Raw genomic sequence first — 25,774 nt, 5'->3', positions numbered from 1 at the left:
CGAGCGCGGGGCAAGTTCCGCCAGATTCGATAGGGCCAAGCGTCGCATTCATTCGCACCCGCCAAAGGGTACGACGCTCATGCCCGAGGAGGCGCGTGCTTGGGAGCCTCCATAAGAGTTTCGAGGTGAGGCGCATCAACCATGACGAGGCTTACAGTGTTGCAGGTGCCTGCACGAACCAAGCTGAGGAGAACTTCGGCCCCTCCGCCCTGGCAAGATCAGCGTCTCGAACCATATCGCCGGACCATAACTGCCTCCGCTACGCTGCGCTAAGGAGACCACCACTCTCTCAATTGGGATTACGTGAGTCGGACTGCAAACCTTGCCCTGAAGGGCGGCAAGGGCGTCGATCTTGCCGGATATAGGTATCGACACCGGCCGGAATGAGACAATTAGGGCACGGAGGGGCAAAAAACTTTCCCGACGGGGACGGAGTTTTTCCCTCGGTCGATGAACCAAGGATGAATTTTCCGCGACAAAATGCATATCAAATCAATGTGTTATGCGATCGGTGAGACTATTTTCTGCTGTCTGTAGAGACTAACTAACGCTTAAAGCGTTGTCTGGCATTCTGCTTGCTACGCGATTGCCATGGCTAGCGAGGACTGCTTTGATGAAGGAAATCGCCAGAGGGGGTACGTCAAAAATGGGCCATCTCATCGTCGTTCGTGCGACTTGGGATAACGAAGCGTCTGTATGGACTGCTGAGAGCCCCGACCTTCCGGGTCTCGTGACGGAAGCCGCGAGCCTCGATGAACTAGACGCTAAGTTGCCTAATCTCATCCGCGATCTACTGGAAGATGATGACCATACAGACGGGTACGAAGTACCTGTTGAAGTGATTGCCAGCTTCTCTAAACGGATAAAGATGGGCTCCTCCAAAGAAGCTGCATGAACAGCTTTACTCCAGAATTGAAAAGAATTCTGGAGAAAGCAGGATGCTTTTTCGTTCGGCGCGGACGCGGGGACCATGAGATTTGGGAAAGCCCGATCTCAGGTATACGCTTCACTGTAGACAACAACATCAAGTCGAGGCACACCGCCAACGCGGTTCTGAAGCAGGCTGGGCTTCCGAAGCAATTTTGAGCCTACAATCTACACGGTCGCGCTTCCCTGATCTGCTCCATGCTCTTGCCGTCATGATTGGCTAGGCCGTGCCTTGTGCAATCAATTGCAGGTCCCCCTCAAAGAGAGCCGCGCTTGAACCAGCCGTTCAGCATCCGCCGCGCCGTATTTTCGCATGAGCGCTTTTCCGACGACCGTGGAGTTGCGAACGAAATTGCATCTTCTCGCATCATGACAACGCGAGAAGATGCAGCATAGCGAAAGCGAACAAACAAACCGTCCGCGGTCGCAAGCACGACCGGGCCGCGTCGCAGCAGGACAGGTCGTGGACGCCTGCGCCGCCCCGCCTGCTCGGGCCGTCTGCGCAGAGCACTGCGATTGCGGGATTGTTTGATCGGTAGGGTAAACCAGCTGCAGCAGTTGACATCGCGAGAAAGGTCGAAGCCCGCGCCCGTCATCGGGCGCGGGCTTTACCCCCTTGTGTTTTGCACGGACGAGGGGACGACCATTTATTCAATCACTCTCTGTAGGGCGTAGGCCGCAAGCCTTTATGGGCCGGGTCGGCTGATCCATGCTCATAGGCGAACCAACCGCAACCATGACAAACGATCATCGCACATCGACCAGGATTCCACGTTTCGCGCTTCAGGAAAGACTTGAAGCCGGCATCATAGCAGGCAGTACACAGATGATGCTGTGGTTCTCCGTCTGCCATTCTTTCTTTCAGCGAATAGGCGAAAATGCCAGGAGCGAGTTCGGCAAGTTGGTAGCGCTTCTTTTCTGCGTCCCATGCTTCAAGTTGAGCCACTTCTTTTTCAAGCTTGCCTACACGTTCCAGCAGCGCAAATTGTGCCGCCTGTGCCGCGAGAATTTCCTTCTGGAGATCTATAATCGCCCGATCACGAGCGACGGTTTCGTGGATGTTCTCCAAAGCCTTGGCCATATCAAACGCGGTCTTGACCGCGCCGAGACCACTTATCGCTTCCGCAATAACCATGCCAATCCTCCTCCCGTATCGCGAGTATTGTAGCGATCGCACTATGTTTGACGAATCCACCTTGGGGCTTCTTCAACGGAATTCTACTCAGGGCGAGCGAAGAAGCTGCCTCTTACGAGCAAATCAGCGGCCTTATGGCGTGCTCATGTCCTAACCCGCGCTCCTGTCTCGCTCAGCACCCGCTCCGCAATCCCCACCACCTCGCTCGCCGCAATATTCCGCATGCAGCGGTGGTCGTTGATCTTGCAGATCGTGCTCTGGCAGGGCTGGCAGGACAGCTTTTCCTTGTCCTGCACCAATGTTGCCGCAAGGCCATTGAGGGGCGCCCAGAGGTACGGATCTGTGGGACCGAAGATGCCCATGGTCGGCGTGCCCAGGGCGGCTGCGATGTGCATCAGGCCGGAATCGTTGGAGATGGCGACACCGGCCGCGGCCATGGCGAGGACGCCGTTGCGCAAGTCCGTGCCGGTGAGATCGCGCACCCCCGGGCCGCTAGCGGTCCCCGGGCCGCTAGCGGTCCCCGGGCCGCCAGCGGTCCCCGGGCCGCCAGCGGTCCCCGGGCCGGCGGCGGCGACGATCTCCTGGGCGAGGCCCTTCTCGGCGGGGCCGCCGACCACCCAGACCTCGAGGCCGTGCTCGACCAGCAAGCGGGCAGCCTCCGGATAAGAGGTCCAGCGCTTTGAGACGCCGACCGAGCCTGGGGCGAGCGCCACCGCGGCGCCGGCGCTGAGGCCATTGGCCTGCCGCCAGCGGGCGATCTCCTCGGCCGGGACGCGCAGTTCCGGCACCGGCCATTCCGCCGGCAAAGGCGCGCCGTCGGGCTGGGCGAGGGCAGCGTTCTTGTCGATGAAGCGGGGCAGCTTCTTCTCGCCCCAACGCCAGCGGTTGAGCAGGCCGAACCGGAACTCGCCGACGAAGCCGACCCTTTCAGGGATACCGGCCAGCGCCGGCGCGATCGCCGCCTTCCAGGTCCGGGGCAGCACCAAGGCGGTGCCGTAGTCCCGTTCCCGAAGCAGCTTGGCCAGGCCGAACTGGCGTGCGACGGCCAGCCGGCTGCGCGGCATGTCCCAGACGATGCCGGCGCGCACCCCGGGCATGTAATCGACCAGCGGGGCGCACAGAGACGTCGTGAGCAGATCGACCGGCCGGTTCGGCCAGCGCTCCTTCAGGACCCGCACGACCGTGTGATTCCGTACGAAATCGCCTATCCACATGTAGGGAACGATCAGGATCGGGCGTGTATCGCTCCGGTCTGCATCACCACCAAGTTGCGAATCAATGTTCATTCGTTATTAGGACCGAAGACGTGCCGATATGGCGGCTCGGTTAGCCGCTCCGGGCCGGCAGGTAAAGCCGGCAGAAGTGCAATCCCAAAACCGCTTACACTTTGGCAGATCATGCGCTACGGCAGGGCCGGGCACTTGAAATCGGGCAGGTAGGTAGAATGTTGCTGGTGACCGGCGGGGCCGGTTTTATCGGATCGAATGTCGTGGCCGCGCTGAATGATTCCGGCCGCAGCGACGTCGTGGTGTGCGATCTGCTCGGCAATGACGGCAAATGGCGCAACCTCGCCAAGCGCCAGCTCGTCGATATCGTTCCGCCGGCCGAGCTGCTCGACTGGCTGCAGGGCCGCAAGCTAGATGCCGTGATCCACCTCGGGGCGATCTCCTCGACCACCGCGACCGATGGCGACCACGTGTTCGAGACCAATTTCCGGATGTCGATGCGGCTGCTCGACTGGTGCACGGCGGGCGCGGTGCCGTTCATCTACGCCTCCTCGGCGGCGACTTATGGCGACGGCGAGACAGGCTTCGACGACGATGCCTCGATCCCCGCATTGAAGAAACTCCGGCCGATGAATCTCTACGGCTGGAGCAAGCACATGTTCGATCTCGCGGTCGCCGGGCGCCGCACGAACGGCGATCCGCTGCCGCCGCAATGCGTCGGCCTGAAGTTCTTCAACGTGTTCGGCCCCAACGAATACCACAAGGGCTCGATGATGAGCGTGCTGGCGCGCCGCTTCGACGACGTCAAGACAGGCCGCGTGGTGCAATTGTTCAAGTCGCATCGCGAGGGCATCGCCGACGGCGATCAGCGCCGCGATTTCATCTATGTCGACGACGTCGTGCGCGTCATCATGTGGCTGTTGGCGACACCATCGGTGTCCGGACTGTTCAACGTCGGAACCGGCAAGGCGCGCAGCTTCAAGGATCTCATGCTGGCCGCCTATGCGGCGCTCGGAACCAGGCCCAACATCGAATATATCGACATGCCTGAGCAGATCCGCGGGGCCTACCAGTACTTCACCCAGAGCGAGGTCGATCGCCTCTGCCGCGCCGGCTATAACGGTGGCTTCACGACGCTCGAGAACGCGGTGAAAGCCTATGTCGAGAATTATCTCGACCGGTCCGACCGCTTTCGCTGAGGCTTTTTGATCATGCCGACGCCCATTCTCGATTTCGATGCCCTCGCGCAAGCCATCTCAGGCCGCACGGTGCTGTGCATCGGCGACATCATGCTGGACGAGTTCGTCTATGGCGAGGTGTCGCGGATCTCGCCGGAAGCACCGACGCCGGTCATTGCCGCCCAGCGCAGCGAGATCCAGATCGGCGGTGCCGGCAACGTCGCGCGCAATATCGCTTCGCTCGGCGCACGCTGCGTCTTCGTCGGCCTCGTCGGCGAGGACGATGCGGGCAAGCGGCTGGCATCGGCGCTGAGTGAGCAGGCCGGAATCGAAACCGTGCTGGTGTGCGATCCGTCGCGGCCGACCACGCGAAAGGTCCGTTTCGTCTCCGAGCATTTTTCCACGCACATGCTGCGCGCGGATTGGGAGCAGGCGCTGCCTGCGTCCGACGAGGTCGAGACGAAACTGATCGACGCGATCCTGCCGCAGATCGCGCGCGCCGACATCGTGCTGCTGTCCGACTACGCCAAGGGCGTGCTGACGGCGCGCGTGATCCGCCACACCATCGATGCGGCGCGCAAACTCGACAAGCCCGTGATCGTCGATCCCAAGAGCCTGAACTGGGCGATCTACCGCGGCGCCACGCTGCTCACGCCCAACCGCAAGGAATTTTCGGAAGCGACCCGCAGCCGCGCCGACACGGTGCAGAGCATCGTCGAGGCCAGCGAGGACGTGATGCGGCTCGCCGATTGCGAGGCGATCCTGGTGACGCAGGGCGAGGGCGGCATGACGCTGGTGCCGCGGAACGGCGAGGCGGTTCACGTGCCGGCGGTCCCGGTGAAGGTGCGCGACGTCTCCGGCGCCGGCGACACCGTCGCCGCTGCGCTGGCGGTCTCGCTCGCCTCCGGCGCGGACTGGGACACCGCGCTGCGCGTGGCCAATGCCGCCGCTGCCGTCGCCGTCGGCAAGCAGGGCACCGCCAGCGTCAGCGCGGCCGAGCTGCGACGCAAGATCCTGCCGCATGCCACGCTCGCGGCCGAGGAGAAGATCGTGCTCGAGCCCGCCGCGCTCGATGCGCAACTCGCCGAATGGAAAAGGCAGGGCCTTCGCGTCGGCTTCACCAATGGCTGTTTCGACATCCTCCATCCCGGTCACGTCAAGGTGCTGACCGCCGCGCGCGCCGCCTGCGACCGCCTGATCGTGGGACTCAACAGCGACACCTCGGTGCGGCGGCTGAAGGGTGCCGATCGTCCGGTCCAGGACGAGCGGGCGCGTGCCGAGGTGCTCGCCGCGCTGGAGGCCGTGGATCTCGTCGTCATCTTCGCGGAAGACACGCCGATCGACCTGATCACCAGGATCAAGCCCGGCGTGCTGGTGAAGGGCGGTGACTACACCCGCGAGCAGGTCGTCGGCCACGAGGTGGTCGAGGCAGCGGGCGGGGTGGTCGTGCTGGTCGACATCCTCCAGGGCTTCAGCACGACGGCGCTGGTGCATCGCGCCCGGGGAGGGAGCAATTGACGGCGCTCGCACGCGAAACGACCAGCGAAATGTTGCATCGCCGTCTGCGCAGCCCCGCTGCCTGGCGCGAGACCGTCGATCTGTTTGCGATCCTGACCGCGGCCTCGCTGCCGTGGTCGACGTCGCTTGCCGGCATCTTCAACGCGCTGATGCTGCTCTGCATGGTGCCGTTTCTCGATGTTCCCGCGTTCCTGCAATCGCTGAAGCGCCCGATCTGCATCGCGCCGATCGCACTCGTCGTTCTCGCGCTGCTGGGGACGCTGTGGTCGGACGCAGCCTGGGGCGTACGCCTCCACGCGGTCAATCCGACCGTGAAACTGCTCGTGCTGCCGGTCCTGCTCTACCATTTCGAGCGTTCGCCGCGTGGCAAGTGGGTGTTCGTCGCCTTCCTGGTCTCCTGCGCGCTGTTGTCGGTGATGTCCTGGCTGGTCGCCTTCTATCCGAACCTCACGCTCAAGACCGACCCCATGGAGCGTGGCATTTTCGTCAAGAACTACATCGACCAGAGTCAGGAATTCGCGCTCTGCGCCGTCGCGCTCGCCTATCCGGTCGCGATGCTGTTGCGCGAGAAGCGCTATTGGCTCGCCGGGCTGCTGACGGCGCTGGCGCTGAGCTTCTTCCTCAACATGACGTTCGTGGTGGTGTCACGCACTGCGCTCGTCACCGTTCCGATCATGTTCGGGGTGTTTGCACTGCTTCATCTCAAATGGCGTAGTATCGCGCTCATTTCCGTGGCTTTGCTCGTCGCCGCAATTCTCGCCTGGCAGGCCTCGCCGTATCTGCGTCATACCGCCCAGAGGTTTTCCGACGACTACACGCGCTACATAGAGAGAGGCGAGCCGACCTCGCTCGGACTTCGGCTCGAATTCTGGCGAAAATCGCTCGGCTTCTTCGCGGAGGCGCCGATCGCGGGGCACGGCACCGGCTCCACGCGCGGTTTGTTCGAGCGCGTCGCGACGCCCGCCGGTCGCTACCAGGCGTCGGCCGAAGTGATCGGCAACCCCCACAACCAGACGCTGAACGTCGCCGTGCAATGGGGCGTGATCGGCGTCGCGATCCTCTATGCGATCTGGATCCTGCACCTGCTGTTGTTCCGGGGCGACGGGCTGGCCAACTGGATCGGGCTCCTGGTCGTGGTGCAGAACATCTTCACCTCGCTGTTCAACTCGCATCTGTTCGACTTCCACGAGGGCTGGATGTACGTCATCGGCGTCGGCGTAGCCGGCGGCATGGTGATCCGGGCACAACAGGCCGGGGCGAAGATGGTGGAAGGCGGTCCGTGAGCGGCCGCGCGGCTGGCAAGTCGTGTCCAGATGGGCTATCAGCGCGGTCAGGTTGCATCTAACTGGGTTTTCATCGGTCGGCGGATGACGCGTTTTTCGCATCTCACCTTGCGCAATTTCCTGATCGCGCTCCACGACCTGCTCGCGACCGCGGCGGCACTTTTTGCCGCCTTCTATCTGCGATTCGAGGGCGGCGACGGCTTTTTCGACCGCCTGCCGCTGCTGTTCCAGATCCTGCCCTACTTCCTCGCCTTCAGCGTGGTCGTGTTTTTCATCTTCAACCTGACCACGACGAAATGGCGCTTCATCTCGCTGCCTGATGCGCTGAACATCATCCGCGTCGCGACGGTGCTGACCGTCGCCCTGCTCGTGCTCGACTACATCTTCGTCGCCCCCAACGTCCGCGGCGCCTTCTTCCTCGGCAAGGTGACGATCGTCCTCTACTGGTTCCTCGAGATCTCCTTCCTCAGCGCGCTGCGCATGGCCTACCGCTACTTCCGCTATACGCGGGTGCGCCGCCATGCGAGGACCGATGATGCGGCGCCGACCCTGCTGATCGGCCGCGCCGCGGACGCCGAGGTGCTGCTGCGCGGAATCGAGAGCGGGGCGATCAAGCGGATCTGGCCGATCGGCGTGCTGTCGCCGTCGAGCTCCGATCGCGGCCAGTTCATCCGCACCGTACCGGTGCTGGGCGGCATCGACGACGTCGAGGACGTCATCGCCGATTTCGCCAAGCGCAACAAGCCGATCGCGCGCCTCGTCATGACGCCCTCGGCGTTCGAGCCGGAGGCCCGTCCGGAATCGATCCTGATGCGGGCGCGCAAGCTGGGCGTGATCGTCAACCGGATGCCCTCGCTGGAGAGCGGCGACACGCCGCGGCTCACCGCGGTTGCGGTCGAGGACCTGCTGCTGCGGCCCAGCGAGAAGATCGACTATGCGCGGCTCGAGGCCCTGATCAGGGGCAAGGCCGTGCTCGTCACCGGTGGCGGCGGCTCGATCGGCTCGGAGATCTGCGAGCGTGTCGTGGCCTTCGGCGCCGCGCGGCTCCTGATCGTGGAGAACTCGGAGCCGGCGCTCTACGCGATCACCGAAGCGCTCGCCGCCCGCGGTGCGGCGGCCGCGATCGAAGCCCGGATCGCCGACATTCGCGACCGCGAGCGCATCATGCGCCTGATGGCGGAGTTCAAGCCGGACATCGTGTTCCACGCCGCGGCGCTCAAGCACGTTCCGATCCTCGAACGCGACTGGAGCGAAGGCGTCAAGACCAACATCTTCGGCTCGATCAACGTCGCCGATGCCGCCGTGGCGGCCGGCGCCGAGGCGATGGTGATGATCTCGACCGACAAGGCGATCGAGCCGGTGTCGATGCTCGGCCTGACCAAGCGCTTCGCGGAGATGTACTGCCAGGCGCTCGATCACGACCTCGCCGCCGGCGCGCGCGGGGCGAGGCCGCCGATGCGGCTGATCTCGGTGCGGTTCGGCAACGTGCTGGCCTCGAACGGCTCGGTGGTGCCGAAGTTCAAGGCCCAGATCGAGGCCGGCGGCCCCGTGACCGTCACCCATCCCGACATGGTGCGCTACTTCATGACCATCCGCGAGGCCTGCGATCTCGTGATCACCGCGGCCACGCATGCACTCGGAACGCAGCGTAGCGACGTCTCCGTCTACGTGCTCAACATGGGCCAGCCGGTCAAGATCGTCGATCTCGCAGAGCGCATGATCCGCCTGTCGGGACTGCAGCCCGGCTACGACATCGAAATCGTGTTCACCGGCATGCGCCCGGGCGAACGCCTGCACGAGATCCTGTTCGCTTCGGAGGAGCCGACCCGCGAGATCGGCGTCGCCGGAATCATGGCCGCTCAGCCGAACGAACCGCCGATGCAGACGCTGCGCAAATGGATCGCGGCGCTGGAGCAGGCGATTGCGCGCGACGATCGCGCCACCATCAGGACCATCCTCAAGGACGCCGTCCCCGAATTCGGGTCGACTGCGGCTTGACCATGCAGCCGCAAGACAAGATCCCTGGCAAGATCGTCGTCGCGAGCCAGCACTACCCGCCTGACCCGAGCACGACGGCGGCGATCATGGCCGAGATCGCCTGCCGTCTCGCCGCCGAGCGCGAGGTCGTCGTGCTCTCGGGCTCGCCGGGCGCATTGCCGGCGGCGCAGACCGGCCCGGGCAAGCCGCGAATCGTCATGGTCAGGAACCGGATGGCGGGCAAGGCGGCGCTGGTGCGGCGCGGCGCCTCCGAGCTGTTGTTCGCGGCGCGCACGTTCCTCGCATTGGTGCGGGAGCTGAGGCGAGGGGACGTCGTGCTCACGGTCACCGCGCCGTTCATGCTGCCCTATGCGGTGGCGGCGGCGGCGCGGGTGAAGGGCGCGCGCTCGGCGCTGATCATGCACGACCTGTTTCCCGACGTGTTGGTGATGGCCGGCCTTTTGCAGCCCCGCTCGTTCGTGACGCGGACGATGCGCGCCGCCAACGGCCTGATGTTCCGCGCCCTCAACGCCGTCATCACCATCGGCCGCGACGCCGAGCGGCCGCTGCTCAGCTATTCCGGGATGAGGCGGAACAAGATCCGCTTCATCCCGAACTGGGCGACGCTGGCGCCCGGGCCGCGGCCGGTCACGCCGGACAATCCGTTCCGCAAGGCGATTCCGGCGCGCTTCATCGTCGGCCTGTCGGGCAATCTCGGTTTCACCCACGATCCGGAGGTGGTGTTCGAAGCGGCCCGGCTTCTGAAGGACGAGGCGGACATTCACTTCCTGCTGTCCGGCTGGGGCATCGGGTTCGAGCGGCTGAAGCAGTTGCAGGCGGCGGCGAACCTCGCCAATGTCTCCTTTGTCGGGCGCGTTGAGGATTCCGAGCTCGAGGCGTTTCTGGCCTCCGCCGATCTCTGGATCATTCCGTACCGGAAGAATGTTGCGGGCGTGTCGGTGCCGAGCCGGTTCTACAATCTGCTGGCGGTCGGCCGCCCGGTGGTGCTGGTGTCCGAGCCGGAGGCCGAGGCCGCGTTGACGGTGGTGGAGGGCAGGCTCGGCTGGGTCGTGCCGCCGGGCCGTGCCGATCTGCTCGCCGAAGCGATCCGCGCCGCGTCCCGTTCCGACGATGGTGCCATCTCGGCGCGGGCGGTGAAGGCGGCATCGCGCTTCGACAGGGCCAACGCGATGAATGCCTATGCCGCGCTGATCGACGAATTGCTGCTAAACCCGGACCTGTCGGAGCAACGATGAGCGAGCGTAGACCGGTCGTGCTGGTGACGGGAGCGAGCGGCTTCGTCGGCGGTCATCTCGTGCCGGCGCTCGAGGGCGCGGGATGGTCGGTCCGCCGTGCGGTCCGCAGCCCGGCAGGCGTCGACGGCGAGGTCGTGATCGAGACGATCGGTTCCGAGACCGACTGGCAGGCGGCGCTCGAAGGCGTCGACGCCGTCATCCATCTGGCCGCGCGCGTGCACCACAAGCACGAGGAGCACGCAGTCCAGCTCTACCGCAACGTCAACATCGCCGGCACGCTGCATCTGGCGCGCTGCGCGGCGACGGCCGGCGTGCGCCAATTCATCTTCGTCAGCACCGTTCTCGTGCACGGCCGCAGCAATGAAGGCCGCGGTCCGTTCAGCGAAGGCGACGTGCTGACGCCGCGCGGCCTCTACGGCATGTCCAAGGCCGCGGCCGAGGCGGGCCTGAGGACGCTGGCGCGCGACAGCGACATGAAGATCACGGTGATCCGGCCGCCGCTGGTCTATGGCGCCGGTGCCAAGGGCAATTTCGCGCTGCTGACGCGTGCGGTGAGCCTGGGGCTGCCGCTGCCCTTTGCGGCAATCCGCAACCAGCGCGCGTTCCTTGCCGTGCAGAACCTGTCGTCCTTCATCCTGCGCCGGCTCAGCCATCCCGACCCCGCGAGCAATTTCGAGATCTTCCTGGTGGCCGACCGGGAACAGGTCTCGACGCCCGAATTCATCAGGCGCCTGGCCATTGCGTCCGGCAGGAGCCCGGTTCTGTTCGGCATGCCGCCGGGACTGCTCTCGACGCTGCTCAGCGTGATGGGCCGGCAGGACACGCATGACAGCCTGATCGGCTCGCTCGAGCTCGACGTCTCCAAGGCGCTCGCAACGGGGTGGCAGCCGCAGGTCTCGCTCGACGAGGGGTTGCGGCTGGCGCTGGCGGCTCACGACGCCTGAGGGCGCGAGAACCGCCGCAGCACGAAGGCGACTGCGATGGCGCCAGCGAACAGGGCGACGATCGTGACCGGCATGGAGCCGGCGCGAACGCTCACGACCGCAAGCAAGGCCAGCACGAGATTGAGTGCGAACACCTCGGCGATCACCTGCTTGACCGTGAAGCCGTTGTCGGTGGCGCGCTGATAGAAGTGCGTGCGGTGCGCCGACCAGAACCGTTCGCGCCGCGCGATGCGCCGAAACAGGGTGATGGTGGAATCGGCAAGGTAGTAGGCCGGCAGCAGCAGGGCCGCGGCGGGCTGTCCGTGCCACGCGAGCTCCAGCAGGCACCAGCCGAGCAGAAGGCCGATCGGCAGGCTGCCGACATCGCCCAGGAAGACTTTTGCGACCGGACGGTTGAACGGCGCAAAGCCGAGCATCGCGCCGCATAGCGCGATGGCGATGGATGCCGCAGGCCGCGAGAGCTCGCCGAACAGCGCGAGCAGCAGCAGCGCGGCCGTGACCGGCACCACCTCGGCAACCGTCATCAGGTCGAGCCCGTCCATGAAGTTGACGAGGTTCACGAACCAGACGCCGGCGAGTAGGATCAGGCCACGCTCCAGTGCCAGCGGCAGCTCCGGTACCAGGCGCGCATCGTCAGGCGCGGTGAAGACCACAGCGCCGACGCAGGCGGCTTGCAGCAGCAGCCGCACCAGCACCGGCAGCGAGACGATGTCGTCGGCGAATCCGACCAGCGCGATGACAATGGTGGCAATGACCAGCGCCGGCGGAATCGAAAAATCGCCCCAGGTCGCCAACGCCAATGCGACGATCAGCGTCGCCGAGATCACCGCGATGCCGGCGCCCTGAGGCGTCGGGATGCGATGCGAGGAACGCGCATTCGGCCGCGCCAGCGCGTAGCGCTGGAGCAGGGGGCGGCTGAGCATGGTGATCAGCGTCGTGATCAGCGCGGCGATGGTGACGGCGAGCAGCGCGGCCACGATCGTCGGCGCGGTCACTCCGGCACTCCGATCGGGGCCGACCCTTGCGCGGCCTTCTCCGCGCTGAGGATCCAGACCAGGCCGCCGACCGCGCCGACGATGAAGAACACGGCGCCGTACAGCAGCGAGACGTTGACGCCCTCGCTGGCGGCAAGTCCCGCGAAGCCGAAGGCGAGGCCCATTGTGGCTTCACGCACGCCCCAGCCGGCGATCGAGATCGGCATCATCGTGATCAGCATCACCGGCGGCACGAGCAGAAAGACGTCGCTGAAACGCACCGGCGCCGCAATCGACTGCACGACGCACCAGGCGATGACGACGGCGAGCACGTGAACGAGCACCGACAGGATCGCGATGACGGGACCGCGGGTGCGGCTGAAGATCACGCGGTTGGCGATGACGGCGCAGGCGTGAAGGTGGTGCGTTGCCCACCAGGTCTTCAGCCATCGCCATTTCAGCGCGCCGAAGATCAGGAAGCCGACGCCGCCGGCGAGCGCCAGGAGGTCGATGAGCAGCAGCGCCGAGCGCCCGTGCGGATCGGTGATGAGGGTGTAGCTCCAAGGCAAGCTCGCGACGATCAGAATCGCGAGCGCGATGAGGCCGATGGCGCGGTCGACGAAGATCGAGTAGGTCGCCGCGCGCCAGCCGGCGCCGGCGCGTGCGACCAGCCACAGCCGCACCGCATCGCCGCCGATCGCCGACGGCAGGGTCTGGTTGAAGAACGAGCCGATCACGTTGTAGCGCATGGCGCGGCCGAGCTCGAGCGGCGCGCCGCAGACGGCGCTGATCTCGCGCCAGCGCAGCACGCCGACGAAGATCTGCAGGAACGTGAGCGCAATCGCCACGCCGATCCAGAACAGGCTGGTCACGGTGAAGCGGGAAAACAGTTCGGACAGGTCGACCTTGCGCAGCGCCAGGTAGAGCAGCGCCACGGAGATCAGGATCTTGGCCGTCGACAACAGGATTCGGCGCATCTCGTCCGCATGAACAGGGTTTGCGAAGATTTGAGGCAACCCGACGCGAGGCGCCGAATTCGGCCGCTTTGGTATGGTTTTGGCGCCGATCTTGCAATAGCCGTCGTCAAAGACGCCGTGACGAGGTCTTGTGACGGTGCGGGGAGCCTATTGCGACCCCGTCGAGGTGGGGGCTAAACAGGATCTGGCGAAGGCTCCCCAGGGAACAGGATGACGGATCAGGCGATTTTGGTCACGGGTGCGGCCGGCTTCATCGGCTACCACGTCGCCCGGCAGCTCCTCGGCGAAGGCCGCGCCGTCGTCGGGCTCGACAATCTCAACAGCTATTACGATCCGGCGCTGAAGAAAGCGCGCCTTGCTCTGCTCCGGGACCAGCCCCGATTCTCGTTCGTCGAGGCCGATCTCGCCGACCGCGAGACCATGGCGGCACTGTTCGCGCAACATCGTTTTGCCAAAGTCGTGCATTTGGCCGCGCAGGCCGGCGTGCGCTTCTCGATCGAGCAGCCGCAGACTTACGCCGATTCCAATCTCGTCGGCTTTCTCAACGTGCTGGAGGGCTGCCGCAACAATGGCTGCCGCCATCTGGTCTACGCCTCGTCATCCTCCGTTTACGGCGCCAACACAAAACTGCCATTTGCGGTTGCGGACCGCACCGACCATCCGATCAGCTTCTATGCCGCCACCAAGAAGGCGAACGAGGTGATGGCGCAGTCCTACAGCCATCTTTATCGCCTGCCGGTCACGGGGCTGCGGTTCTTCACCATTTACGGGCCATGGGGCCGCCCCGACATGGCCATGTTTCTGTTCGCGGGCGCCATCCTGGCCGGCAAGCCGATCCGGCTCTTCAACCATGGCAAAATGCGCCGCGATTTCACCTATATCGACGATGTGACGCGCGTCGTATCCAAGCTGATCGACCTGGTGCCCGTGGACGATCCTGCTGCCGCAAATGCGCCGTCAAAGCTCTACAATGTCGGCAATCATCATCCGGAGGAACTGATGCACGTCGTCGGTCTTCTGGAGCGGGAGCTGGGCCGGACGGCGATCAAAGAATTGCTGCCGATGCAGCCGGGAGATGTGCTGGAAACGTTCGCGGATGTCGAGGACCTGATGCGCGACACCGGCTTTGCACCGTCAACGCCGATCGAGCATGGGGTCCATCATTTCGTCACCTGGTACCGGGACCATTTCAAGGTTTGAAATCACGATGGACAAACGCATAATCCCCCTGATCATGTGCGGTGGTGCCGGCACGCGGCTGTGGCCGGCTTCGCGCGAGGTGCGCCCCAAGCAGTTCCTGCCGCTGTTCGGCCCGCGCTCGACGTTCCAGGACACGCTGCTGCGCGTATCCGACCCCTCCCTGTTCGACCGGCCGATCGTCATCACCAACGCGGCCTATCGCTTCATGGTGCTGGAGCAGCTCGCCGAGATCGGCATCGAGGCGGACGTGCTCCTCGAGCCGATGCGGCGCGATTCCGGGCCTGCGATCGCCGCCGGCGCGGTGTTCGCGCAGAACCGCGCCAGCGAGGCGATCGTGCTCGCGCTCGCCGCCGATCACGTCGTGCAGAATAATGCCGCCTTCGTCGCCGCCTGCCGCGAAGGCCTCACCGCCGCGAATGCCGGGCGCATCGTCACTTTCGGCGTCAAGCCGGAGCGGCCGGCGACGGAATACGGCTATATCAATCCGGGCGAGATGATCTCGGGCGAGGTGCATGCGGTGACACGCTTCGTCGAGAAGCCGGATGCGGTGAAGGCCTCCGACTACGTCAATTCCGGCTATTTCTGGAACAGCGGCAACTTCATGTTCCCGGCGAGCGTGCTGCTCGACGAATATCGCAGGGTCGATGCGGCAAGCGTCGAGGCCGTCACCAATGCGGTCAACAATGCCGGCCGCGATCTCGGCTTCGTCACGCTGGAGCCCGAGGCGTTCGGCGCGGCCAAGGCGATCTCGATCGACTATGCGGTGATGGAGAAGACCGCGCGCGCCGCCGTCGTGCCGGTGTCGTGCGGCTGGTCCGACGTCGGCTCCTGGCATGCGGTGTGGGAATTGTCGGAGAAGGACGCGCTGGGCAATGCCGCGCACGGCACCGCCGTGTTCGAGGATTCCCGCAACTGCAACGTCAGCACGGATTCCGCGCTGGTCGCGCTCGAAGGCGTCGACGATCTCGTCGTGGTTGCCACCGCGGACGCGGTGCTGGTCTCGCGCCAGAAGGACGCCAACGGGCTGAAGCGCCTGGTGACGAAGCTGAAGGCGGTCGCGCCGAAGGTCACCGAGGAGCATCTCAAGGTGCACCGGCCCTGGGGCAGCTACCAGTCGGTCGACAACGGCGAGCGCCACCAGGTCAAGCGCATCGTGGTGAAGCCGGGCGGGCGGCTGTCGCTGCAGAAGCACCACCATCGTGCCGAGCACTGGATCGTGGTCCGGGGCACGGCCCAGGTCACGGTCAACGAGACCGTGAAGACGGTGCACGAGAACGAGTCCATCTACATCCCGATGGGCGCCGTCCACCGGATGGAGAATCCGGGCAAGATCCAGCTCGAGCTGATCGAGGTCCAGACTGGAAGCTATCTCGGGGAAGACGACATCATCCGGATTGAAGACGACTACCAAAGGTCGTAACCAGCAAGCTCCGAATCACGCGCCCCGGGCCGAGAAGCGGTATCCTTTTCGGCCTAAGGCCCGGGGAACGTGTAACTTTTTGAATCAAATCGTGTCCGGACCGCTACCGTGCCATTCGCCACAGATGTGGCGTCCGTGCTAGAAGCGCGCCGGGGATTTGCGTTGAATCGGGGTTTGCTCAGATGAGTTCCAAAGGGTCAGCACCGGCAAAGGCCGGCTTGCGCGTCGGTGTCATTGGCGCCGGCGTGATGGGCAGCAACCATGCGCGCGTGCTCAGCGGCCTGCCCGGCGTCAGCCTCGTCGGCGTCGTCGATCCCTCGCCGGCGCACCGCACGCGGGCGACGGAGCTTGCCAATTGCGAAAGCTTCGAGACGCTGGAGCAGCTCTTCGCCGAAGGCGTCGATGCCGTCACCATCGCGGCGCCGACCCATCTGCATCACGAGGTCGCGCTCGCCTGCATCGCTGAGAATATCCACGTGCTGGTCGAAAAGCCGATCGCATCCACGGTGGAGGAGGGCCGCGAGATCGTCGCTGCCGCGCAGAAAGCCGGCGTGACGCTGATGGTCGGCCATGTCGAGCGCTTCAACCCGGCGGTTGCCGCGGTCAAGCAGGCGATCGCGGGCGAGGACATTCTTTCCATCGCGATCACCCGCGTCGGCCCGTTCCCGCCGCGCATGTCCAATGTCGGCGTCGTCATCGACCTTGCCGTGCACGACATCGATTTGATCCGCTGGTTCACCGAATCCGACATCGTCGAGGTGCAGCCGCAATTGTCGAGCGCGGTGGCCGAGCGCGAGGATATCGCGCTCCTGCAGTTCCGAACCGCCAATGGCGTGCTCGCCCACATCAACACGAATTGGTTGACGCCGTTCAAGGCGCGCAGCGTCACGGTCGCCACGCGCGGCAAATACGTGATGGGCGATCTGCTCACGCGCCAGGTCACCGAGTGCTTCGGCTTCAAGCCGGACGGCAGCTATTCGATGCGGCATCTTCCGGTCGGCCATGACGAGCCGCTGCGCGCCGAGCTGATCGCGTTCCTCAAGGCGGTGCGCCACGGCGAGACGCCGGCGGTCACGGGCGACGAAGGCGTCGCCAGCCTCGAGATCGCGACGCAGTGCCTGGAGACGCCGTCACGGCCCGCGGCGACCTCATCGGCGCGCAAGGCGCCGCGCCGCGTCGCCGGCTGATCTCCTCTCCATGTCGACCACTCAAGAAGCCGCCAAGAATCAGGTCATGAACCAGCATCTGCGTTCCGAACCCATTCCCTTCATCGACGTCGCCTCGCAGCGCCGCCGGCTCGGCGCTTCGCTCGATGAGGCGGTCAAGCGCGTGATGGACCATTGCCAGTTCGTCAACGGCCCCGAAGTGTTCGAGCTCGAGAAGCAGCTCGCGGCCTATTGCGGCGCCAAGCACGCGATCGGCTGCGCCAGCGGCACCGACGCGATCCTGATGGTGATGATGGCGAAGAATGTCGGGCCTGGCGATGCCGTGCTGTGTCCGTCCTTCACCTTTATTGCGACGGCCTCGCCGGTGGCGCGGACCGGCGCGACGCCGGTTTACGTCGACGTCGACGAGACCAACTTCAACATGAGCCCGGAGTCGCTCAAGCGCGGCATCGCAACGGCGCGCAAGGCCGGTCTCAAGCCGGTCGCGGTGATTCCGGTCGATCTGTTCGGCCAGCCCGCCGATCACGACGCCATCGCGGAGATCGCCAGGGCCGAGGGTCTGTTCGTGCTCGACGACGCCGCGCAAGGCTTTGGCGCGAGCTACAAGGGCCGCAAGCTCGGCACGCTCGGCCACGCCACCGCGACCAGCTTCTTCCCGGCAAAGCCGCTCGGCTGTTTCGGCGACGGCGGGGCGATCTTCACCGATGACGACGAACTAGCGGCCACCTTGCGCAGCATCCGCGTGCACGGGCAGGGCGTCGACAAATACGACAACGTCCGCCTCGGCCTCACCGGCCGGCTCGACACCATGCAGGCCGCGGTCCTGATCGAGAAGCTCAAGATCTTCGACGACGAGATCGCTGCCCGCAACAGGGTCGCCGAACGCTACGCGCGTGGGCTTGGCAATGTCGTGACGGTGCCGCGCCTCGCGCCCGGCAACACCTCGGTCTGGGCGCAGTACACGATCCGTCTCCCGAAGGGGACCGACCGCGACGGCTTCGCTGCGGCGCTCAAAGCCCAGGGCGTGACGACCGCGATCTATTACGGCAAGTCGATGCACCAGCAGACCGCCTACAAGCAATATCCGGTCGCCGAAGGCGGATTGCCCGGTTGCGAGAGCCTGTCGCAGGACGTCATCAGCCTGCCGATGCATGCCTATTTGACCGAAGCCGACCAGGAGCGGGTGATCGCCGCCGTGCGCGGCGCGCTGGCGGGGTGATTTTATCGTTTTGCCTTGCGGCCTGTTCACCTCTCCCCAGCGGGGAGAGGTCGGATTGCTATGGCGCGCAACTGCGCGCCTGAGCAATCCGGGTGAGGGGCCGCGGCACTCGGCGGGACTGTAACCCCTCACCCGGATCGCATCTTTCGATGCGATCCGACCTCTCCCTTCGGGAGAGGTGAAGAGCCGAGCAACCGTCTTTTTTGATCACATCAGACTTCAAAGCCTTATCGGCTGCCCGATAAGCCTCTAGAAGAGTCCGCATGCTCGGACGCATCTTCACGGTTGGTGGTTACACGCTGCTGTCGCGGCTGACGGGGTTCGCCCGCGACATCATGCTCGCGGCGATCCTCGGTGCCGGCCCGGTGGCCGACGCGTTCTTCGTGGCGCTGCGGCTGCCCAATCATTTCCGTGCGATCTTCGCGGAGGGGGCGTTCAACGCGGCCTGGGTGCCGGCCTATGCCCATGTCCATGGCGAGAAGGGCGCAGGCGCAGCCGGCCTGTTCGCCGACCGCATCTTCACGCTGCTGCTGGCCTCGCAGGTGGTGCTGCTGGTCGTCGCCTGGCTGTTCATGCCGCAGGCCATGAGCATCTTGGCGCCGGGCTTTTCAGAGGATGCCGAGCAGCGCAAGCTCGCGGTCGAGCTGACCCGGATCACCTTTCCCTATCTGCTTCTGATCACGCTGGTGACGCTCTATGGCGGCATGCTCAACGTGATGCAGCGCTTTGCCAGCGCCGCCGCCGCCTCGATCTTCCTCAACGTCGCCATGATGATGACGCTGGCGCTCGCCGCCTGGTTTCCGACCGCCGGTCACGCTGCGGCCTGGGGCGTGCTGATCTCCGGCTTCCTGCAATATTTCCTGCTGGCAGGCGATCTCGCCCGTCATGGCGGCCTGCCGCGCTTTGCGCCGCTCAAGCTCGACGAAGACGTGCGCGGCTTTTTCAAGGCGCTGGGACCGGCGACGCTGGGCTCGATGGGCACGCAGGTCGCGCTGTTCGCCGATACCATCATCGCGACCTTCCTGCCGGCCGGTGCGCTGTCGGCGCTCTATTATGCCGACCGGCTCAACCAGCTGCCGATCGGCGTCATCGGCATCGCCATCGGCACGGTGCTGCTGCCGGAGATGTCGCGGCGCATCACGGCGAACGACCACGACGGCGCCATGCAGGCGCAGCGCCGCGCCTTCGATTTCACGCTGCTGTTCTCGATCCCGTTCGTCGCGGCCTTCCTCACCGTGCCCGACGCGATCATGCGCGCGCTGTTCGCGCGCGGTGCGTTCTCCAAGGCGGATGCAGCCGCCGCCGGTGCGACGCTTGCGGCCTACGCCATCGGCCTGATCCCGTTCGTGCTGATCCGCAGCGCGGTCGCGGCCTTCTACGCGCGCAAGGACACCGCAACGCCGGTGCGGGCATCGCTCACGGGCATCGCCGTCAACGTCGCGCTCAAGGTCGCCCTGATGGGATCGCTCGCCCAGATCGGTCTCGCGCTGGCCACCGCCGTCGGCGTCTGGACCAATCTCGTGCTGGTGCTGTTTTTCGCCGTGCGGCGCGGCTTTCTCGTGCTGGACCGCGCCTGGCTGCTGTCGCTCGCCAAGTTCTTGCTGAGCGGCCTCATCCTCGCCGCCGCGTTCTGGCTGATCGCTGGCTTCAGCGGCCCTTGGCTGGGCGCGATGCACTTCCGGGACGAGTTGATGCTGGTCCTGCTCGCCGTCGGCGGCACGATCGTCTACGCGCTTGCGATCCTCCTGTTGTTCGGACGCAAGTGGCTGGTCTCGCTGGTGCGCGGCTAGCGAGCACGGCGTTCGCCTCCAGGCTGTAGCCAATATCGGCGCATCTCTTGATTTTGCGCGATTGCGGTGATAGGAGTCGCTCATGATCAAGTGCTCGCGCAAAGTCTCCCGCAACCACATCACCCGCTTCGGCTGGGCGGTGGGAGGAGTCGTGCGCTAGGATTTCGACGACATCTTTTCCACCAGGCCCCGCCGGCATTCGGACGGGGCCTTTTCTTTGGCCACGCGCCCTGCCGGCACAACAGCAGGAGCGTCCGATGCCACCACAATTGACGAAGATCTCATCCGAGGCCGAGCATGATGCCGCGGTGCTTCGCCTCGACCGATCCATTGCGCTGGCGAAGGACGCCATGGACGAGGTCCTGGCGGCAGCGGCTCGCCTCAATGTGTCCGTTGCAACCCCGGGCCACGCTTTGTCGGTGAGGGGAGCTGCCGGAGCTGCAGCCGAGCCGGCGCAAAGCCTCCTGGGCCTGCTCAGGCGATATTGGTCTGCCCTTGGGAAGTGGCGCGTGCACCGGCGGGTCAGTTTGCTGGATCTGAGTGACAGGGAGCTGATGGACATCGGCCTGACGCGCGCCGAAATCAACTATCTCGCACCTGGGCGGGCGATCGATACGCTCAGAGACAGGACGAGCTATCTGTTGAGCCGCGGCGGGATGTGAGTGATCGACAATCCCTGGCGTCGAGGCGCCACGCTTTGAAAGCGTCTGCCGCGATCCCCGTCGCTCGGCTGGACTCCCCGACCGGGTCCATGGGACACTCCGCTGAGCGGAGGGGGAAGGTGACATGATCCTGGTGACCGGCAGCGCCATCGCGAGGCAGGACTCGATCGATGAGGTCCGCAGATTGAGCCTGGAGCACGTGCAACGATCGCGCGCCGAGCCCGGCTGCATCTCGCATGCGGTGCATGTCGATTGTGAGAACCCCCTCAAGTTCGTATTCATCGAGCAGTGGGCCGATCGTGCTGCGCTGCTTGCGCACTTTGCGGTTCCGGCCTCGCGCGGCTTTGCCCGTGCGCTGCAAGCGCTCGTCTCGGAGCCGACGACCCTCGAGGTCTACGACGCCGCCAGGATGACCGGGCTTTGACGCGCCAGTTTTTCCACGGCAATATGCCCACAAAACAACCATTGAGAACGGGAAAACAAAATGGCGGCTCCCATCAAGTTCGGCGTTGGCCAAAGCGTGCTGCGCAAGGAGGATGACGCGCTCATCCGCGGCAAGGGCCGCTATACCGACGATTATGCGCCGCAGGCCGCGCTGCGCTGCATGGTGCTGCGCTCGCCGCATGCGCATGCCAAATACAGCATCGATACGAGCCGCGCCCGCGGCCTGCCGGGCGTTGCGCTGATCCTGACCGCGGACGACGTTGGGGATCTCGGCAATCTGCCCTGCCTGTTCAACCTCGAGACCGATCCGTTCACTGCCCCGCCTTATCCGATCCTCGCCAAGGACGAGGTGCGCCATGTCGGCGACGCCGTCGCCTTCGTGGTCGCCGAGACCATCGACCAGGCCCGCGACGCCATCGAGGCGATCGAGGTCAAATGGTCGCCGCTGCCTGCCGTGACCGGCGTCGTCAACGCCGTGAAGAAGGGCGCGCCGCAGGTCTGGTCGGACAAGCCCGGCAACGTGCTGTTCGACGTCTCGATCGGCGACAAGGCCGCAACCGAAGCAGCGTTTGCCAAGGCGCACGCGGTGGCCGAAATCTCCATCGTCAACCCGCGCGTGGTCGCAAGCTTCTTGGAGACGCGGGCGGCGGTGTGCGAATACGATGCCAAGCGTGACCATCTGACGCTGACGGTCGGCAGCCAGGGCAGCCACCGCCTGCGCGACATCCTGTGCCAGAACGTGCTCAACATCCCCACCGACAAGATGCGGGTGATCTGCCCCGATGTCGGCGGCGGGTTCGGCACGAAGCTGTTTCCCTATCGGGAATATGCCCTGATGGCGGTTGCCGCGCGAAAACTGAAGAAGGCGGTGAAGTGGGCGGCCGACCGCTCCGAGCATTTCCTGGGTGATGCCCAGGGCCGCGACAACGTCACCACCGCCAAGATGGCGTTGACTCAAGACGGCAAGTTCCTCGCGATGGACTGCGACCTCATGGGCGACATGGGCGCGTATCTGTCGACCTTCGGGCCCTACATCCCGCATGGCGGCGCCGGCATGCTGCCGGGCCTCTACGACATCCAGGCCTTCCATTGCCGGGTGCGCACCATCTTCACCCACAGCGTGCCCGTCGATGCCTATCGCGGCGCGGGCCGGCCCGAGGCCGCCTATGTCGTCGAGCGCCTGGTCGATGCCTGCGCGCGAAAGCTCGACATGACGCCGGATGCCGTCCGCCGCAAGAATTTCATCCCGCCGAAGGCGCTGCCCTACAAGACCGCGACCGGCAAGGTCTACGATTCCGGCGACTTCGCCGCGCATCTGAAGCGCGCGATGGAGATCGCGGAATGGAAGGAATTTCCCAAGCGCGCCAAGCTCGCCAAGAAGGGCGGCCTGATCCGCGGCATCGGGCTTGCGAGCTATGTCGAGGTCTGCGGCACCATGGGCGAGGAGACCGCCAATGTGCGGATGGACCCCAACGGCGATATCACCGTGCTGATCGGGACGCAGTCGAGCGGACAGGGCCACCAGACCGCCTATGCGCAGATCGTCGCCGAGCAGTTCGGCGTTGCCCCGGAGCGCGTCCACGTCCGTCAGGGCGATACCGACGAGATCAAGACTGGTCTCGGCACCGGCGGTTCGGCCTCGATCCCCTCCGGTGGCGTCAGTGTCGAGCGTGCGACGCGCGAGCTCGGGCAGAAGCTGAAGGAAATCGCGGCGCAGGCGCTGGAAGCCAGCGCCGGCGATCTCGAAATCTCCGAAGGTGTTATACGCATCGCCGGCACCGACCGCTCGATCTCCTTTGCCGATCTCGCCAAGCGGCCCGGGGTCGATCCGTCGAAGCTGAACGGCAGCGCGACTTTTTCCAGCGCGGACGGCACCTATCCCAACGGTACCCATGTGGCGGAGGTCGAGATCGATCCGGCGACCGGCATCATCAGAATCGTCAATTACGTGATCGTCGACGATTTCGGCAAGACGCTCAATCCGCTGCTCCTGGCCGGCCAGGTGCATGGCGGCGCCATGCAGGGCATCGGCCAGGCCCTGATGGAGCAGGTGGTGTATGGACCGACCGACGGCCAGCTCATCACCGCGACCTTCATGGATTATGCGCTGCCGCGCGCGGCTGATGGTCCGGCCTTCGTGTTCGAGACCCACAATGTCCCCTGCAAGACCAATCCGATGGGCGTGAAGGGGGCCGGCGAGGCCGGCGCGATCGGCTCCTGCCCGGCCGTCGTCAACGCCATCGTCGATGCGCTCTGGCGCGAATACAAGATCGACCACATCGACATGCCGGCAACGCCCGAGCGGGTGTGGATCGCGATCAACGAGCACCACCGGCGCCACAGCCTGTGAAGCCGCTCTCCGCGCGCACGGGAATAAATCCGCCGCGCGGGGTTCTACCCATGATGGGTCCCGGCTTCACGAGAGGCCGGCGACGTCTCATTCCCTGAACGTATCGAGCCGGAGAAACGAGCCAATGAAACGGACGATGATTGTCGCGGGCGCCCTCGTGCTGGGCGCGGGCGCCGTCATGGCGCAACAGGAGATTGCCGTCCAGCAGGACAATCTGATGCGCGCGATCGCCAAGAACCAGTACGGTGTCCTTCAGAAGATGAGCAAGGGCGATATTCCCTTCGACAGGAAGGCTGCCGATGAGGCCATCGCCAGCATCGAGGCCGACGTCGCCAAGATCGCCAAAACCTTCGAGATCAATCCCAAGCAGGATGTCGTTAACGCGACCTACGGCTCCTCGCCGAAGGTCTGGCAGAACAAGGCCGATTTCGATTCCAAGATCCCGCCGGTGCAGAAGGCGATCGCCGACATCAAAGGCAAGATCACCAATGTCGCGAGCCTGAAGGCGGCCTACACCGCGATCAACGATCGCTGCAATGATTGTCACGACACCTATCGCGTGAAGTTGAAATAGCAGGACCGGCGAGGAATCAGTGAAGGGGGCGGTTGCCACGGCAGCCGCCCCTTTTGCGTGGCCGCGCGCCGCAGCGAGCCAGTAATTCTGTCCGCTAGGTCTGACGGATCGCTCCGAGAGCAGCTATCTTCATGGCAATGGCCGTGCGCTCACCCGAGTCGACGCATCCTCCGGCCGACACGTCAGGACGTCGGGAGTTCCACCGCGCGGCGAGCAGCTCAATCAACAGCGAGACAGGCCATGGCAAAACCGTTCCCGTCGAAGACCCATATCGGCAATCATATGCTGCATCCGGAAACCTTGATGCTGACCTATGGCTATGATCCGCAATTGTCGGAAGGCGCCATCAAGCCGCCGGTATTCCTGACCTCCACCTTCGTGTTCAAGACCGCCGAGGACGGGCAGGACTTCTTCGACTATGTCGCCGGCCGGCGCGAGCCGCCGGAAGGCATGGGCGCGGGTCTGGTCTATTCGCGCTTCAATCATCCCAACAGCGAGATCGTCGAGGACAGGCTCGCGATCTACGAGCGCACGGAGAGTTGCGCGCTGTTCTCCTCCGGCATGGCGGCCATCGCAACCACAATCCTGGCCTTCGTTCGCCCCGGCGATGTCATCCTGCACTCGCAGCCGCTCTATGGCGGGACGGAAACGCTGCTGACGAATACGCTCGCGCGCCTGTCGATCGGCGCCGTCGGCTTTGCCGACGGCATCGACGAGACGGCGGTCAAGCAGGCTTCGGAGGAGGCCATGGGCAAGGGGCGGGTTTCGATGATCCTGATCGAGACGCCCGCCAATCCGACCAACGGCCTCGTCGACATCGCAATGATCCGCCGCATCGCCGAGACCATCGGCAAGGCCCAGGGACACACGCCGGTCATCGCCTGCGACAACACGCTGCTCGGGCCGGTGTTTCAGCGACCGATCGAGCATGGCGCGGATGTTTCGCTGTATTCGCTGACGAAATATGTCGGCGGCCATTCCGACCTGATCGCGGGTGCCGCACTCGGCTCGAAAGCGATCATGAAAGGCATCAAGGCGCTGCGCGGCGCCATCGGCACCCAGCTCGATCCGCATTCCTGCTGGATGATCAACCGCTCGCTCGAGACGCTCAGCCTGCGGATGGAGAAGGCCGATGCGAATGCGCGGCTCGTGGCGGACTTCCTGCGCGACCATCCGAAGGTCGCCAAGGTGCATTACCTCGGTCACCACGAGCCGGGCTCGCCCTCGGGCCGCGTGTTCGCGCGGCAATGCCTGGGTGCGGGGTCGACCTTCTCGTTCGACATCGCCGGCGGCAAGGAGGCGGCGGTGAAATTCCTCAATTCGCTGCAGATTCTCAAGCTGGCGGTGAGCCTTGGCGGCACGGAATCGCTCGCAAGCCTGCCGGCGACGATGACCCATTCCGGCGTACCCGCCGACATCCGCCAGAAAATCGGGGTGCTCGATTCCACGATCCGGCTGTCGATCGGCATCGAGAACCCGTCGGACCTGATCGCCGACCTCGCGCAGGCGCTGAACGCGGCGTGAGCGGACTACCGGAATCGAAAAGGGCGATTG

At 64.9% G+C, this 25,774-nt stretch carries 22 protein-coding genes; 18 read left to right on the top strand and 4 right to left on the bottom strand.

What is annotated here, in order from left to right:
• The first annotated feature begins 613 nt into the window (after nt 1-613).
• A complete protein-coding gene (locus tag BDOA9_RS29145; RefSeq protein ID WP_052363123.1) occupies nt 614-895 on the top strand; it encodes a DUF1902 domain-containing protein in 282 nt (93 codons plus the stop codon).
• Nucleotides 892-1,086: a type II toxin-antitoxin system HicA family toxin gene (locus tag BDOA9_RS36945; protein ID WP_082847882.1), complete on the top strand. Its 195-nt coding sequence runs from the start codon at nt 892-894 to the stop codon at nt 1,084-1,086. Before BDOA9_RS29145 ends, BDOA9_RS36945 begins: the two co-directional genes overlap by 4 nt.
• Nucleotides 1,087-1,582: 496 nt before the next feature.
• On the opposite strand, the gene BDOA9_RS29140 is transcribed toward BDOA9_RS36945, so the two are convergent.
• Nucleotides 1,583-2,062, bottom strand: coding sequence for a hypothetical protein (locus tag BDOA9_RS29140; protein WP_025037474.1), 480 nt, complete (start codon nt 2,060-2,062; stop codon nt 1,583-1,585).
• 143 nt (nt 2,063-2,205) lie between these two features.
• Nucleotides 2,206-3,348, bottom strand: a complete 1,143-nt coding sequence (gene waaF / locus BDOA9_RS29135) for a lipopolysaccharide heptosyltransferase II (RefSeq protein ID WP_025037473.1) — start codon at nt 3,346-3,348, stop codon at nt 2,206-2,208.
• A 158-nt stretch (nt 3,349-3,506) separates the two neighbouring features.
• Between waaF and rfaD the strand changes: the two genes are divergently transcribed.
• The 6 genes from rfaD (at nt 3,507) to BDOA9_RS29105 (ending at nt 11,444) form a co-directional block, all read left to right on the top strand.
• A complete protein-coding gene (gene rfaD / locus BDOA9_RS29130; protein WP_025037472.1) occupies nt 3,507-4,487 on the top strand; it encodes an ADP-glyceromanno-heptose 6-epimerase in 981 nt (326 codons plus the stop codon).
• A gap of 12 nt (nt 4,488-4,499) precedes the next feature.
• Entirely contained in the window at nt 4,500-5,984 is a 1,485-nt protein-coding gene (rfaE1, locus tag BDOA9_RS29125) for a D-glycero-beta-D-manno-heptose-7-phosphate kinase (protein ID WP_025037471.1), read from the top strand.
• A complete protein-coding gene (locus BDOA9_RS29120; RefSeq protein ID WP_025037470.1) occupies nt 5,981-7,267 on the top strand; it encodes an O-antigen ligase family protein in 1,287 nt (428 codons plus the stop codon). The genes rfaE1 and BDOA9_RS29120 overlap by 4 nt, the downstream gene beginning before the upstream one ends.
• An 84-nt stretch (nt 7,268-7,351) precedes the next feature.
• On the top strand, nt 7,352-9,265 hold the full coding sequence (locus BDOA9_RS29115; protein ID WP_025037469.1) for an SDR family NAD(P)-dependent oxidoreductase: 1,914 nt from the start codon (nt 7,352-7,354) through the stop codon (nt 9,263-9,265).
• Nucleotides 9,266-9,267: 2 nt separating this feature from the next.
• Nucleotides 9,268-10,500, top strand: a complete 1,233-nt coding sequence (locus tag BDOA9_RS29110) for a glycosyltransferase family 4 protein (protein ID WP_025037468.1) — start codon at nt 9,268-9,270, stop codon at nt 10,498-10,500.
• Nucleotides 10,497-11,444, top strand: a complete 948-nt coding sequence (locus BDOA9_RS29105) for an NAD-dependent epimerase/dehydratase family protein (protein WP_025037467.1) — start codon at nt 10,497-10,499, stop codon at nt 11,442-11,444. The genes BDOA9_RS29110 and BDOA9_RS29105 overlap by 4 nt, the downstream gene beginning before the upstream one ends.
• On the opposite strand, the gene BDOA9_RS29100 is transcribed toward BDOA9_RS29105, so the two are convergent.
• Both BDOA9_RS29100 and BDOA9_RS29095 read right to left on the bottom strand, forming a co-directional pair.
• A complete protein-coding gene (locus BDOA9_RS29100) occupies nt 11,432-12,367 on the bottom strand; it encodes an MraY family glycosyltransferase (RefSeq protein ID WP_192859660.1) in 936 nt (311 codons plus the stop codon). The two genes, BDOA9_RS29105 and BDOA9_RS29100, sit on opposite strands and share 13 nt — an antisense overlap.
• Nucleotides 12,368-12,435: 68 nt before the next feature.
• A complete protein-coding gene (locus BDOA9_RS29095; protein ID WP_025037465.1) occupies nt 12,436-13,395 on the bottom strand; it encodes a lysylphosphatidylglycerol synthase transmembrane domain-containing protein in 960 nt (319 codons plus the stop codon).
• A gap of 210 nt (nt 13,396-13,605) precedes the next feature.
• Here BDOA9_RS29095 and BDOA9_RS29090 point away from each other — a divergent pair, with 210 nt between their 5' ends.
• From BDOA9_RS29090 to BDOA9_RS29045, 10 genes are all read left to right on the top strand, one after another.
• The gene (locus BDOA9_RS29090; RefSeq protein WP_025037464.1) at nt 13,606-14,595 is read left to right on the top strand and encodes an SDR family NAD(P)-dependent oxidoreductase; all 990 of its coding nucleotides are present in this window, start codon (nt 13,606-13,608) and stop codon (nt 14,593-14,595) included.
• 7 nt (nt 14,596-14,602) lie between these two features.
• A complete protein-coding gene (locus BDOA9_RS29085) occupies nt 14,603-16,015 on the top strand; it encodes a mannose-1-phosphate guanylyltransferase/mannose-6-phosphate isomerase (RefSeq protein WP_025037463.1) in 1,413 nt (470 codons plus the stop codon).
• Between the two features lie 182 nt (nt 16,016-16,197).
• A complete protein-coding gene (locus BDOA9_RS29080; protein WP_025037462.1) occupies nt 16,198-17,202 on the top strand; it encodes a Gfo/Idh/MocA family protein in 1,005 nt (334 codons plus the stop codon).
• Nucleotides 17,203-17,212: 10 nt separating this feature from the next.
• Nucleotides 17,213-18,400 carry a DegT/DnrJ/EryC1/StrS family aminotransferase gene (locus BDOA9_RS29075; RefSeq protein ID WP_025037461.1) on the top strand — a complete coding sequence of 396 codons (1,188 nt, stop codon included), beginning with the start codon at nt 17,213-17,215 and terminating at the stop codon, nt 18,398-18,400.
• Between the two features lie 263 nt (nt 18,401-18,663).
• Nucleotides 18,664-20,190: a murein biosynthesis integral membrane protein MurJ gene (gene murJ, locus BDOA9_RS29070; protein WP_025037460.1), complete on the top strand. Its 1,527-nt coding sequence runs from the start codon at nt 18,664-18,666 to the stop codon at nt 20,188-20,190.
• A 257-nt stretch (nt 20,191-20,447) separates the two neighbouring features.
• Complete coding sequence (locus tag BDOA9_RS29065) at nt 20,448-20,852, top strand: DUF1127 domain-containing protein (RefSeq protein WP_025037459.1); 405 nt, start codon at nt 20,448-20,450, stop codon at nt 20,850-20,852.
• Nucleotides 20,853-20,976: 124 nt separating this feature from the next.
• Nucleotides 20,977-21,276 (top strand): putative quinol monooxygenase, encoded by a 300-nt coding sequence (locus BDOA9_RS29060; protein ID WP_025037458.1) that lies wholly within the window; start codon nt 20,977-20,979, stop codon nt 21,274-21,276.
• A 60-nt stretch (nt 21,277-21,336) separates the two neighbouring features.
• Nucleotides 21,337-23,646: a xanthine dehydrogenase family protein molybdopterin-binding subunit gene (locus BDOA9_RS29055; RefSeq protein ID WP_025037457.1), complete on the top strand. Its 2,310-nt coding sequence runs from the start codon at nt 21,337-21,339 to the stop codon at nt 23,644-23,646.
• Between the two features lie 124 nt (nt 23,647-23,770).
• On the top strand, nt 23,771-24,220 hold the full coding sequence (locus tag BDOA9_RS29050; RefSeq protein ID WP_025037456.1) for a cytochrome c: 450 nt from the start codon (nt 23,771-23,773) through the stop codon (nt 24,218-24,220).
• Between the two features lie 240 nt (nt 24,221-24,460).
• Nucleotides 24,461-25,744, top strand: a complete 1,284-nt coding sequence (locus BDOA9_RS29045) for a cystathionine gamma-synthase family protein (RefSeq protein WP_025037455.1) — start codon at nt 24,461-24,463, stop codon at nt 25,742-25,744.
• The last annotated feature ends 30 nt before the right edge of the window (nt 25,745-25,774 follow it).

The sequence above is a fragment of the Bradyrhizobium sp. DOA9 genome (assembly GCF_000617845.2).
Lineage (GTDB): Bacteria > Pseudomonadota > Alphaproteobacteria > Rhizobiales > Xanthobacteraceae > Bradyrhizobium.
This window is presented reverse-complemented; position numbering and strand designations above follow the sequence as displayed.

What these genes read in the sequence shown, in the direction of transcription:
- BDOA9_RS29145 (WP_052363123.1), top strand. Translation starts at nt 614, where the DNA reads ATGAAGGAAATCGCCAGAGGGGGTACGTCAAAAATGGGCCATCTCATC.
- BDOA9_RS36945 (WP_082847882.1), top strand. Translation starts at nt 892, where the DNA reads ATGAACAGCTTTACTCCAGAATTGAAAAGAATTCTGGAGAAAGCAGGA.
- BDOA9_RS29140 (WP_025037474.1), bottom strand. Translation starts at nt 2,062, where the DNA reads ATGGTTATTGCGGAAGCGATAAGTGGTCTCGGCGCGGTCAAGACCGCG.
- waaF (WP_025037473.1), bottom strand. Translation starts at nt 3,348, where the DNA reads ATGAACATTGATTCGCAACTTGGTGGTGATGCAGACCGGAGCGATACA.
- rfaD (WP_025037472.1), top strand. Translation starts at nt 3,507, where the DNA reads ATGTTGCTGGTGACCGGCGGGGCCGGTTTTATCGGATCGAATGTCGTG.
- rfaE1 (WP_025037471.1), top strand. Translation starts at nt 4,500, where the DNA reads ATGCCGACGCCCATTCTCGATTTCGATGCCCTCGCGCAAGCCATCTCA.
- BDOA9_RS29115 (WP_025037469.1), top strand. Translation starts at nt 7,352, where the DNA reads ATGACGCGTTTTTCGCATCTCACCTTGCGCAATTTCCTGATCGCGCTC.
- BDOA9_RS29110 (WP_025037468.1), top strand. Translation starts at nt 9,268, where the DNA reads ATGCAGCCGCAAGACAAGATCCCTGGCAAGATCGTCGTCGCGAGCCAG.
- BDOA9_RS29105 (WP_025037467.1), top strand. Translation starts at nt 10,497, where the DNA reads ATGAGCGAGCGTAGACCGGTCGTGCTGGTGACGGGAGCGAGCGGCTTC.
- BDOA9_RS29100 (WP_192859660.1), bottom strand. Translation starts at nt 12,367, where the DNA reads ATGCTCAGCCGCCCCCTGCTCCAGCGCTACGCGCTGGCGCGGCCGAAT.
- BDOA9_RS29095 (WP_025037465.1), bottom strand. Translation starts at nt 13,395, where the DNA reads ATGCGCCGAATCCTGTTGTCGACGGCCAAGATCCTGATCTCCGTGGCG.
- BDOA9_RS29090 (WP_025037464.1), top strand. Translation starts at nt 13,606, where the DNA reads ATGACGGATCAGGCGATTTTGGTCACGGGTGCGGCCGGCTTCATCGGC.
- BDOA9_RS29085 (WP_025037463.1), top strand. Translation starts at nt 14,603, where the DNA reads ATGGACAAACGCATAATCCCCCTGATCATGTGCGGTGGTGCCGGCACG.
- BDOA9_RS29080 (WP_025037462.1), top strand. Translation starts at nt 16,198, where the DNA reads ATGAGTTCCAAAGGGTCAGCACCGGCAAAGGCCGGCTTGCGCGTCGGT.
- BDOA9_RS29075 (WP_025037461.1), top strand. Translation starts at nt 17,213, where the DNA reads ATGTCGACCACTCAAGAAGCCGCCAAGAATCAGGTCATGAACCAGCAT.
- murJ (WP_025037460.1), top strand. Translation starts at nt 18,664, where the DNA reads ATGCTCGGACGCATCTTCACGGTTGGTGGTTACACGCTGCTGTCGCGG.
- BDOA9_RS29065 (WP_025037459.1), top strand. Translation starts at nt 20,448, where the DNA reads ATGCCACCACAATTGACGAAGATCTCATCCGAGGCCGAGCATGATGCC.
- BDOA9_RS29060 (WP_025037458.1), top strand. Translation starts at nt 20,977, where the DNA reads ATGATCCTGGTGACCGGCAGCGCCATCGCGAGGCAGGACTCGATCGAT.
- BDOA9_RS29055 (WP_025037457.1), top strand. Translation starts at nt 21,337, where the DNA reads ATGGCGGCTCCCATCAAGTTCGGCGTTGGCCAAAGCGTGCTGCGCAAG.
- BDOA9_RS29050 (WP_025037456.1), top strand. Translation starts at nt 23,771, where the DNA reads ATGAAACGGACGATGATTGTCGCGGGCGCCCTCGTGCTGGGCGCGGGC.
- BDOA9_RS29045 (WP_025037455.1), top strand. Translation starts at nt 24,461, where the DNA reads ATGGCAAAACCGTTCCCGTCGAAGACCCATATCGGCAATCATATGCTG.